Annotated in this window: 10 protein-coding genes and 1 other annotated feature; of the genes, 1 reads left to right on the top strand and 9 read right to left on the bottom strand. The window is 40.2% G+C overall.

From position 1 onward, the window contains the following. Positions 1-138: 138 nt before the first annotated feature. Positions 139-2,100, bottom strand: coding sequence for a threonine--tRNA ligase (gene thrS / locus OCV43_RS04795; RefSeq protein ID WP_227701109.1), 1,962 nt, complete (start codon positions 2,098-2,100; stop codon positions 139-141). A 284-nt stretch (positions 2,101-2,384) separates the two neighbouring features. Continuing rightward, positions 2,385-2,587 (bottom strand) — a binding site (T-box leader). 93 nt (positions 2,588-2,680) lie between these two features. Next, positions 2,681-3,181 carry an SEC-C metal-binding domain-containing protein gene (locus tag OCV43_RS04790; RefSeq protein WP_227709816.1) on the bottom strand — a complete coding sequence of 167 codons (501 nt, stop codon included), beginning with the start codon at positions 3,179-3,181 and terminating at the stop codon, positions 2,681-2,683. A gap of 191 nt (positions 3,182-3,372) precedes the next feature. Between OCV43_RS04790 and OCV43_RS13840 the strand changes: the two genes are divergently transcribed. Beyond that, complete coding sequence (locus OCV43_RS13840; protein WP_317246655.1) at positions 3,373-3,675, top strand: hypothetical protein; 303 nt, start codon at positions 3,373-3,375, stop codon at positions 3,673-3,675. A 37-nt stretch (positions 3,676-3,712) separates the two neighbouring features. Here OCV43_RS13840 and rplT read toward each other — a convergent pair whose 3' ends face one another. The 7 genes from rplT to OCV43_RS04750 all read right to left on the bottom strand — a co-directional run. Then, positions 3,713-4,069: a 50S ribosomal protein L20 gene (rplT, locus tag OCV43_RS04780; RefSeq protein ID WP_022244106.1), complete on the bottom strand. Its 357-nt coding sequence runs from the start codon at positions 4,067-4,069 to the stop codon at positions 3,713-3,715. Positions 4,070-4,093: 24 nt separating this feature from the next. After that, complete coding sequence (rpmI, locus tag OCV43_RS04775; RefSeq protein WP_022244105.1) at positions 4,094-4,291, bottom strand: 50S ribosomal protein L35; 198 nt, start codon at positions 4,289-4,291, stop codon at positions 4,094-4,096. A gap of 22 nt (positions 4,292-4,313) precedes the next feature. Continuing rightward, on the bottom strand, positions 4,314-4,808 hold the full coding sequence (infC, locus tag OCV43_RS04770) for a translation initiation factor IF-3 (protein WP_022244104.1): 495 nt from the start codon (positions 4,806-4,808) through the stop codon (positions 4,314-4,316). 238 nt (positions 4,809-5,046) lie between these two features. Further along, complete coding sequence (locus OCV43_RS04765) at positions 5,047-6,687, bottom strand: MutS-related protein (protein WP_262623539.1); 1,641 nt, start codon at positions 6,685-6,687, stop codon at positions 5,047-5,049. Positions 6,688-6,699: 12 nt separating this feature from the next. Further along, complete coding sequence (locus tag OCV43_RS04760; protein WP_262623538.1) at positions 6,700-8,502, bottom strand: hypothetical protein; 1,803 nt, start codon at positions 8,500-8,502, stop codon at positions 6,700-6,702. A gap of 182 nt (positions 8,503-8,684) precedes the next feature. Next, a complete protein-coding gene (locus OCV43_RS04755) occupies positions 8,685-8,867 on the bottom strand; it encodes a hypothetical protein (RefSeq protein WP_117841205.1) in 183 nt (60 codons plus the stop codon). An 18-nt stretch (positions 8,868-8,885) separates the two neighbouring features. Continuing rightward, positions 8,886-9,182 (bottom strand): hypothetical protein (locus OCV43_RS04750; protein WP_262623537.1); only part of this gene is annotated, 297 nt, incomplete at its 5' end.

The raw sequence follows: 9,182 nt of genomic DNA, 5'->3' as shown, positions 1-9,182 counted from the left end.
GAATATTTAGCCATAAAAATACCGACCTCCAATCGTTAGATTTTTAGGTCTAACTTTTGGGGGTCGGTACAAATGCCAGCAACAGTCTTTTTGAATCCATATAAATTATAAAATTAAAAATTAGATTTTATTGCATTTTTATTTTTCTTCTGCAACTTCTTCCTTACGGATTTCCTTTGTACGAATCTCTTCGCAGATTGCATCAATGAATTCTCCTAAAGGTTTTACGCCCTCATCTCCTGCAAAACGGCTTCTTACGGATACGGTTCCGTTCTCTGCCTCCTGCTGACCAACTACCAGCATGTACGGCAGCTTATCCAGTCTTGCTTCACGAATCTTGAATCCGATTTTCTCAGAACGGTTATCAACCGTTACATCTACATCATGAGCTGCTAATTCTTTTCTTACCTGCTCTGCATAGTCTGCATATTTTTCAGAAATCGGCAATACTCTTACCTGTTCCGGGCAAAGCCAGGTTGGGAATTTTCCTGCATAATGTTCAATCAGCCATGCAAGGGTACGCTCATAACATCCCATGGATGTACGATGGATAATCCAAGGAAGTACTTTCTCACCCTTCTCATCGATATAGTACATGCCAAACTTCTCTGCACTTGCACAGTCAAGCTGGATGGTAACCATGGTATCTTCTTTTCCATATACATTCTTTGCCTGAATATCAATCTTTGGTCCGTAGAATGCAGCTTCCCCATCTGCTTCTGTATACTTGATGCCATTCTTATCCATAACATCACGCAGATACTGCTGGGTGCTGTTCCAATATGCTTCGTCGCCCAGATATTTTTCTTTGTTGTTCGGATCCCATTTGGACAGACGGTAAGTAACATCTCCATCGATACCAAGTGTAGTCATTACATAATGGCAAAGTTCAGTACATCTGGTAAGTTCTTCTTCCGCCTGTTCCGGGCAAAGAATAATATGTGCCTCTGTAATAGTAAACTGTCTGACACGGGTAAGTCCATGCATCTCTCCGGAGTCCTCATTCCGGAACAATGTAGAAGTCTCTGACATCCGATATGGCAGATCTCTGTAAGAGTGCTGTTCATTCATGTATACATAATACTGGAATGGACAGGTCATCGGACGCAGTGCCATTGTCTCTTTGTCGTCGCTGTCCTTATTTAAAATGAACATTCCATCCATGTAGTGATCCCAGTGTCCGGAAATCTTATAGAGGTCACTCTTTGCCATCAGCGGAGTTCTGGTACGTACATAACCCCACTCTTTATCCTCTAAGTCTTCTATCCAACGCTGCAGTTTCATAATCATCTTGGTTCCCTTTGGTGTAAATAAAGGAAGTCCCTGTCCGATAACATCAACAGTGGTAAATAATCCCATTTCACGGCCAAGTTTGTTATGGTCACGGCGTTTGGCATCTTCTAATTTCTCTAAGTATTCTTTTAACTCTTCCTTCTTATTAAAAGCAGTACCATAAATTCTCTGTAATCTTGCTTTGTCAGAATTACCTCTCCAATATGCCATGGAAGATGATGTCAGCTTAAATGCCTTTACGCCCTTGGTTGTCATCAGATGTGGGCCAGCACATAAATCTACGAAGCCACCCTGGTCATAGAAAGAAATTTCTTCTCCCTCTGGTAATTCTTCAATCAGTTCTACTTTGTATGGCTCATTACGTTCCTGCATGAATTTGATTGCTTCCTCTCTTGGAAGTGTGAATCGTTTTAATTCATGACCTTCCTTGATAATCTTCTTCATCTCTGCTTCCAGATTATCGAGGTCTTCTCTTGAAAATGGGGCATGATCAAAATCATAATAGAATCCATCTTCAATTGCCGGTCCGATTGTAATCTTTGCATCCGGGAATAATTTCTTTACCGCCTGAGCCAGCACATGGGATGCAGTATGGCGGATTACCTTTAATCCTTCTTCATCACTTGCTGTTATAATATTTAAATTGCAGTCCTTGTCAAGAACGGTTCGTAAATCCACCACTTCTCCGTCTACTTCACCGGCGCATGCAACTCTTGCAAGGCCTTCGCTGATATCTGCTGCAATATCATAGACTGATTTTGCTTCACTGTACTCTTTTACTGAGCCATCTTTTAATGTGATTTTCATGTTCAAGTCTCCTTTTCTTATTATATTGGTATTAAAACTACGAGAAACACGCTTTGCGAGTTTCTCGAGTTATCGCGGTGCTCGCCAAATCTGCATGCAAGCATGCGATTTTTCTCGCTACTCGCGTAAATAAAGAATGTGCCTTGGCACATTCTCGCGCCTGCGGCAGTCGCATGCGACATTTACCTTATACGCCGCAGTGCGCATCCTCGCGGAGCGTTTTTCACTTTACAGGAAAGCAATTTCCTGTAAAATAAAAAATCCCTGATGCATAAATTTTATGCATCAGGGACGATACTCTATCGTGGTTCCACCCTGCTTGCTGTACTTATCGTACAACCGCTCATTCTGATGATAACGGAATCACCGGACCGGATTAGGGTCACTCAGAGCTGGTCTTCACATTACACTCCATCAGAATACTCTCACCAAATGTATTCCTCTCTTTGACTTCCTGTTATGCTACTCGTCTCTTCTTTGTTTTGTCCTTTTGACAAAAGCTATTGTATACTCTTTTTTCTGCTATGTAAAGAGTTTTTCTGTGAAATATTTTCCAAATGTTTTCCAAAATATTTTATTCTTATCTTCCGCAGCAGAATTTATATTTCTTTCCACTTCCACAAGGACACGGATCATTTCTTCCGACTTTCTTTCCAACTACAACAGTGCCGGATTTCTTCTGCTCTAAATAAAGCTTTCTCTTGGTTTCTGCATCAAAAATTTCATCCCACTGTGGTAATTCATAGAGCCAGTCAGCTTTGGCATCTACCATGTTCTTGTATAATTTTTCTTTATCGAATGCAAGGCTTACCTTGGTATCCTCTTCCATAGTATCAATTGGGTTTGGTGTTACCAGGCTGTCATTGATTCCATCTAAGAATCCAGTCATATCCATAATGCTGAGGTCGTATTTCTCTGCCAGCTCTTTTACAGTTCCTTCTACCTTCTCATCCGGGTTTGTTAAAAGCTTCTCATATACGCCCTTCTCTAACATAAAATATCTCTGCCAGAACTTCTGTAATTTTCCTCTATCTGCCTGCTGATCATAAGCAATCTTCTGCCATTCTTCTAATAATGCCATTGTTCATATCCATCCTTTAATCCATATTTAGTCGTATAACGCTTGTTTCAGTATAGCATATTTTGTGCTTTTTTCAAGTATTTATCCTCTGCAACTTTACATTTTCTGATTGACTATCCGCTGTCAAATGTTAAAATAATGTATATTGCTTTTTTCTAAAAACAGGTCATCAAAGAAAGTTGAGGTCATATATGAAAAAGACAAAACAGATTCTTGCAATTATCGGTGTTGTACTCTTAGTTGCCCTCTATGTTTCCACTCTTGTTTTTGCATTGATTGGAAGCGATTTTGCCACAAACTGTCTTAAGGCTTCCATCTATGCCACTGTAGTTGTCCCGGCTCTCATCTGGGCTTATACCATGGTATACCGCTTACTTAAGAATCATTACTCTTTAAGAGAAGATTTGGATTCCATCAAAAAAGAAGCTTCCGGGCAGGATGCTTCCGCAAAAACTTCAAATGAACCAAACATCAAAAAAGAGGATTGCGAATAACCACAATCCTCTTTTATAACTTGTCCACTTCTTAAAATTAAGCAAGTTTTGTTTTTGCAAGCTCTGCTAATGTTGCAAATCCTTCTGCATCATTTACAGCCATCTCAGCTAACATTTTACGGTTCATATCAACACCAGCTAATTTTAAACCATACATAAATTTGCTGTAAGATAATCCATTCATTCTTGCTGCTGCGTTAATACGGGCAATCCATAACTGTCTGAACTGTCTCTTTCTCTGTTTTCTTCCTGCATAAGAACTTGTTAAGGCTCTCATGACAGACTGTTTTGCTACTCTATACTGTTTGGAACGTGCTCCTCTGTAACCTTTAGCTAATTTTAATGTTCTATTATGTTTCTTTTTAGCGTTTAAGCCGCCTTTAATTCTTGCCATGTTCTATTCCTCCTTAACCAATTCTTATAAATATGGTAAAATCTTCTTCATATTCTTAACATTTGTTGCATCTGTCATTGCAGGTTTTCTAAGATTTCTCTTAGTCTTAGTTGTTTTCTTTGTTAAGATATGTCTCTTATAAGCCTTGTTTCTCTTTAATTTTCCTGTTCCTGTTAATTTGAAACGTTTTGCTGCTGCTCTGCTTGTTTTCTGTTTTGGCATAATTTATTCCTCCTTAAAATCATTATCTTTTCTCTGCCAGCACCATACCCATGCTTCTGCCTTCCAGCTTTGGTGCTTTCTCCACTACTGCAATATCTGCAAGTGCTTCTGCAAAATCATCCAGAATATGTTTGCTTGCCTGTACATGTGCCATTTCTCTACCACGGAAACGAAGTGTAACTTTTACTTTATTTCCTTTGGAAATGAACTTTCTTGCGGCATTCATTTTGGTATTCAAATCATTGGTATCGATATTTGGAGAAAGACGAACTTCTTTTAATTCAACCGTTTTCTGTTTCTTACGTGCTTCCTTCTCTTTTCTTGCAAGCTCATATCTGTATTTACCGTAATCGATAATCTTACATACAGGTGGCTTTGCTCCAGGAGCAATCTTTACTAAATCAAGTTCTGCTTCCTGTGCCAGCTTATATGCTTCTCTTGCTGACATGATACCTAACTGTTCACCATCCGCGCCAATCAGGCGGACTTCCTTATCTCTGATTTGTTCATTGATCATTAACTCGCTAATGGTCGTACACCTCCAAAATTAAATTCACCACAGCTTTGCCAGACAACTTTCCGTTTATTTCCGCAAAAAAAGTGGATAGACAGACTATCCACTTCAAAATGATTCGCTCATTGCATACTCATTATAAACACTTAGTCACTTGATTGTGCTAAGGTGAGAGTGGATACTCTACTTTCTTCAACTTGCTTATAGTACCATATGTCATTTCGTTCGTCAAGCATTATTTTTACCGATATTCGCTTCTGATATTTTCTGCCCTCTCAATAATCGTTTCCGGGAACCCGGTAAAGGAAAGCAGGCGGATTGCATTCTGGGAATTCGCCGGTCCCTTCTGCAATTTATAATCAAATACAATATCCTCTTCTCCAAACTCTTCGGAAAAATGATAATTGTCATAACCAGTTTTTTCAAGCTCCGTCAATTCCTTATCATGGGATGCCACAATTGCAATGCAGTTATGATGTGCCAGATATTCCATGATTGCTTTTGAAGCTGCAATACGCTCCTGGGTATTGGTTCCTCTTAAGATTTCATCAATAATACAGATAACCAGTTCATCCTCCGACAAAGCATCCAGGATACGTTTTAAATATTTAATCTCTTTAATAAAATAACTGTCACCGGATAAAATATCGTCTCTTACCGCCATGGAAGTAATCATTTTTGCATGAGGCAGATGCATTCTTTTTGCGGTGCAGGTATGAATGCTCTGTGCCAGTATCACATTGACAGCTATGGTCTTGATAAAGGTTGACTTACCGGAAGCATTGGAGCCTGTGATAATGCAGTTATGCTGAAGTTCCATAGAATTGGTCACTGCTCCATGAAGCAGCGGATGATAAATTTCTTCCATCTCAAGCTGCTTTGCTTCCTCATATTCCGGTACTGTCACAAGAGGCAGACTCTTTCGGAAAGAGCCTGTGCTGACCGCTGCATCCAGTTCTCCTACCACCCGGTAAATCTTAAGATAAACATCCTGGTTATCCATAAACTGATTCAATACTTTCATATAAGTAAGGATATGCCACTGGGTTACTCCCAGCAGGAAATCCTGCAGCATTTCAAACACATCTCCCATGGCATTTCTACTCTGGATATTTAGCAGAAATGCCTTCTTATCCATTTTGTCAAATACCGGAAGCAGCGGTGCCAGTTCCTCACAAATTTTGTCTTTCCGGTATTCCTGCTCCAGTTCTCGTGCTACCGTAATCAGGTATGCCGCCGTTCCCATCATATGAATCTCCTGGTCAAACTTCAGCCGGACCGTAAAGATATACACCGACAAATTCACAAGAAATACTACCACCAAAGCTGACAGAGCATATATATTATGAAATACGACTGCCGCCACAACAACTACCACCAGCAATATCCGGAGCATCTGATAAACCCAGAGATTTGAAATTGCAAAATCCTCTACTGTCTGGATAAAGGATGGAATATAGTAAGCCTCGTCTCTCTTTCCAAGCTTTGACAAAGTTTCTTCCAGATGATAGCGTTTTTCATCATCTGCTTCACAAAAAGCTATTCTTTTTTCTAAAAGCTCCTCTTCATCCTTCGTCTGCTTCGCATAATGAAGCTTTGCATATAAAATTTCTTCTCCCATGGTGGAATCACAGTTGTTGATTCTCTGGTACACATCATCCATATTAAGGTCATTCCATGTGACCTCATCCACCTGCTGTGTTCCACCCACAGTATCCAGATAATTTCTTATCAGTTCTCTTTTAAATTCCTTTTTCTCAGGTTCTTTTCCATATTTTTCTTTCAGTGTCCGTTTGCAGCGGTTCTTCCAACTTTCTTTTGTCTTAATTGCTGAATAAGTAAATCCTGCAATCATAATTACTACAAGGATTGCTGCTTCCATTTCTTCGCCTTCCTACTGCATGATTCCAATGGTATCTATCCAGTAAATATTATCTTTATCCATAATTCCATTTACAGTAACGGTATCTCCCTCATGCAGGAAAATCAATTGTTCATTATCAGAAAACTTCTGCCAGTATACCATACCGTCGTCTCCTGCCAGATAAACATAGGTCTCTCCTGCAATCTCAACATACTGTATTTCACTGATTACAAAACTTCTTGTCTCTGTCTCACCTTCCGGAATTATTTTTCCCTTGGCTGCTGTCTGTGCATTACCTGCAGTACTGTTGCTGTCCCCGGAAGAATTTTCTGCCTCTTCCGGATTCCCAGTGTTTTCTGTACCGTCACTGCCTGTCATCTTACGATACTTTGCAAAGCACTCATCGAGACTGGCTGCTGTTGTTACCATATTATAAGATTCTACATTTACCATGCCATAAAGCTTCACTATGCCGCTGGCATCTTTTAATACCATAATATAAGTCGGCTGACCATCTACATTAATCAAAGACGGGAAAGATGCACGGTATCCTTTCTCCTGCACTTCTCCTTCTGCAGCAGCCATTGCAGAGCTTTCATCTGCTCCTGCAATACTGTAATAATGTGCTTCTGAAGTCCGCTCATTTACCAGTATAAACCCGATATTGGAGGCATCATCATTGACGGAAGTAACTCCGGTATAAATCCAGATATCCCCGTCTTTGGCAACATAGCCGAAGTTTGCTTCGTAAGATTCCTCATCTCCGTCTTCATCCTCTACTACCGTTTCCGTACATTTCTTACAGCCTTTTTTGCCGAAGATGCTGTTCATAAATCCATTAGATAATTCTCCATACCAGTTATACTGTTCCACCAGAAGATCCCCGTCAAAGACATCATCCATCCAGTTCGGCACTTCTGATGCATCATAATACTGACAGTCTCCGCTGATTGGGTCACAGCTGATTGCACCCTCGACGGTTTCTCCACCAAATAAACCGATGGTGTATTTGTATACACTGGCAATATAGTATGGGTTTCCATCTTCGTCCACTTCAAAATGAAGATTTCCGAAAAGTTTATCCGGGTAATTCATACGGATATGCCTTCTTAAATCCTTGCCAAAGTAAGCAGACGGAACATAAATCATTCCTTCCTTTACCGGAACATACTGCGCCTTCTGCCCTACCGGATCAACAGTTATATAACCCGGAACACCATTTTCCTTATTTCCCATATATTTAAAGAAGCCGGCATACTCTAATGCAGATACTTTCGTTGGTGCCCCCTGATAATCAATCTGTGTGTAGTCTTCCGATACATTATACTGGCTCACCACTTCTGAAAGGCTTCCGATTTCACGATTACCCAGCAGCACTGCACTGTCCGTATCCATTAATGCAATCTTTGATACAGAAGATGCTGTATTGATATCGCTGTTAAAATCACTGTCTTCGATGGTCAGGATATCTGCATATGCCTGTGCATGGAACATTTTGCTGCCATAAAATAAAAGAATCAGGAACAGAATTCCGATTACTCCAACTGCTGCAAAAATACCGTTTACCGGCTTTTCCAGCTTTCCTGCGGACTTACCTTCCGCCTTCCTGGCTGCCGATACCAACGCACCTATTATTCCTAACGGGAATAATATAACGCCTAATACAAACAGCCATAAACCTCTGGAATGAATATTAAGTGCCGGAAGCAGGAGATAATACATCACTGCCACCCATAAAATATAAATAACCGGAAGCACAATGGACAACCCCTTTACATGAGGCAGCTTTACCTGCATTGTTTCAAACTCCATTTTCTTCTTTTTCTTTGCCATACCTAATCTCCCTTTTCTTCTTTGCAATTATCATTGTATTATTTAATTAATACAATAGCTCAATTTTAAAATAATGTCAAGTGAAAGCTTTCTTCAAATGGCTGGCAACGAAAAACAGCAGGACGACAAAATGTATTTTCATTTTCTATCGTCCTGCCTGCAATACTTATTTATATTATTTTTTAAGCTCTTGCTGCTTTGCTATCACGCTTTTTATTCTGGATAACCATACATGCTACTGCAGCTGCGGTAACAGCCAGTGCCAGAATTCCCATTGGAAGATCTTTCTCACAGTCTCTCAAGAAAAACAGCACTGCCATAGCAATTACATATATAACAGCAATGATTCCATCTACTATCTTCATACTTTCTGCCTCCTGCTTTTATGCATTTTTCTTCTGACGAAGTACTGCCCTTACTACATTATATCCTGCAAATACAATCGTAAGAATCATCATAATCCAATGGATGATACAGTTATCTTCTCCCGCCGGATTTGCTGCCAGAGGAACTGCTTCATCTTCTAATGCAGTTACTTCCTGTTTTGCATTATCGTCCGTTATATTCGCCAGCGGAACCTCTTCATCTTCTAATACCACCGGTTCTTCTGCGTCCTGTGGCTGTTGTGCTGCCTGCTGCTGTCTGACTGGTGTCTGTGCCACCTGGGCCTGTGTAACCGG

This window comes from Roseburia amylophila, assembly GCF_025567465.1.
In the GTDB taxonomy this organism is placed as follows: domain Bacteria; phylum Bacillota; class Clostridia; order Lachnospirales; family Lachnospiraceae; genus Roseburia_C; species Roseburia_C amylophila.
This window is presented reverse-complemented; position numbering and strand designations above follow the sequence as displayed.

Coding starts and splice junctions, on each gene's coding strand:
- OCV43_RS04755 (WP_117841205.1), bottom strand. CDS start 8,867: ATGAAGATAGTAGATGGAATCATTGCTGTTATATATGTAATTGCTATG.
- rpmI (WP_022244105.1), bottom strand. CDS start 4,291: ATGCCAAAACAGAAAACAAGCAGAGCAGCAGCAAAACGTTTCAAATTA.
- OCV43_RS04790 (WP_227709816.1), bottom strand. CDS start 3,181: ATGGCATTATTAGAAGAATGGCAGAAGATTGCTTATGATCAGCAGGCA.
- thrS (WP_227701109.1), bottom strand. CDS start 2,100: ATGAAAATCACATTAAAAGATGGCTCAGTAAAAGAGTACAGTGAAGCA.
- OCV43_RS04765 (WP_262623539.1), bottom strand. CDS start 6,687: ATGGAAGCAGCAATCCTTGTAGTAATTATGATTGCAGGATTTACTTAT.
- OCV43_RS04760 (WP_262623538.1), bottom strand. CDS start 8,502: ATGGCAAAGAAAAAGAAGAAAATGGAGTTTGAAACAATGCAGGTAAAG.
- OCV43_RS13840 (WP_317246655.1), top strand. CDS start 3,373: ATGAAAAAGACAAAACAGATTCTTGCAATTATCGGTGTTGTACTCTTA.
- rplT (WP_022244106.1), bottom strand. CDS start 4,069: ATGGCAAGAATTAAAGGCGGCTTAAACGCTAAAAAGAAACATAATAGA.
- infC (WP_022244104.1), bottom strand. CDS start 4,808: ATGATCAATGAACAAATCAGAGATAAGGAAGTCCGCCTGATTGGCGCG.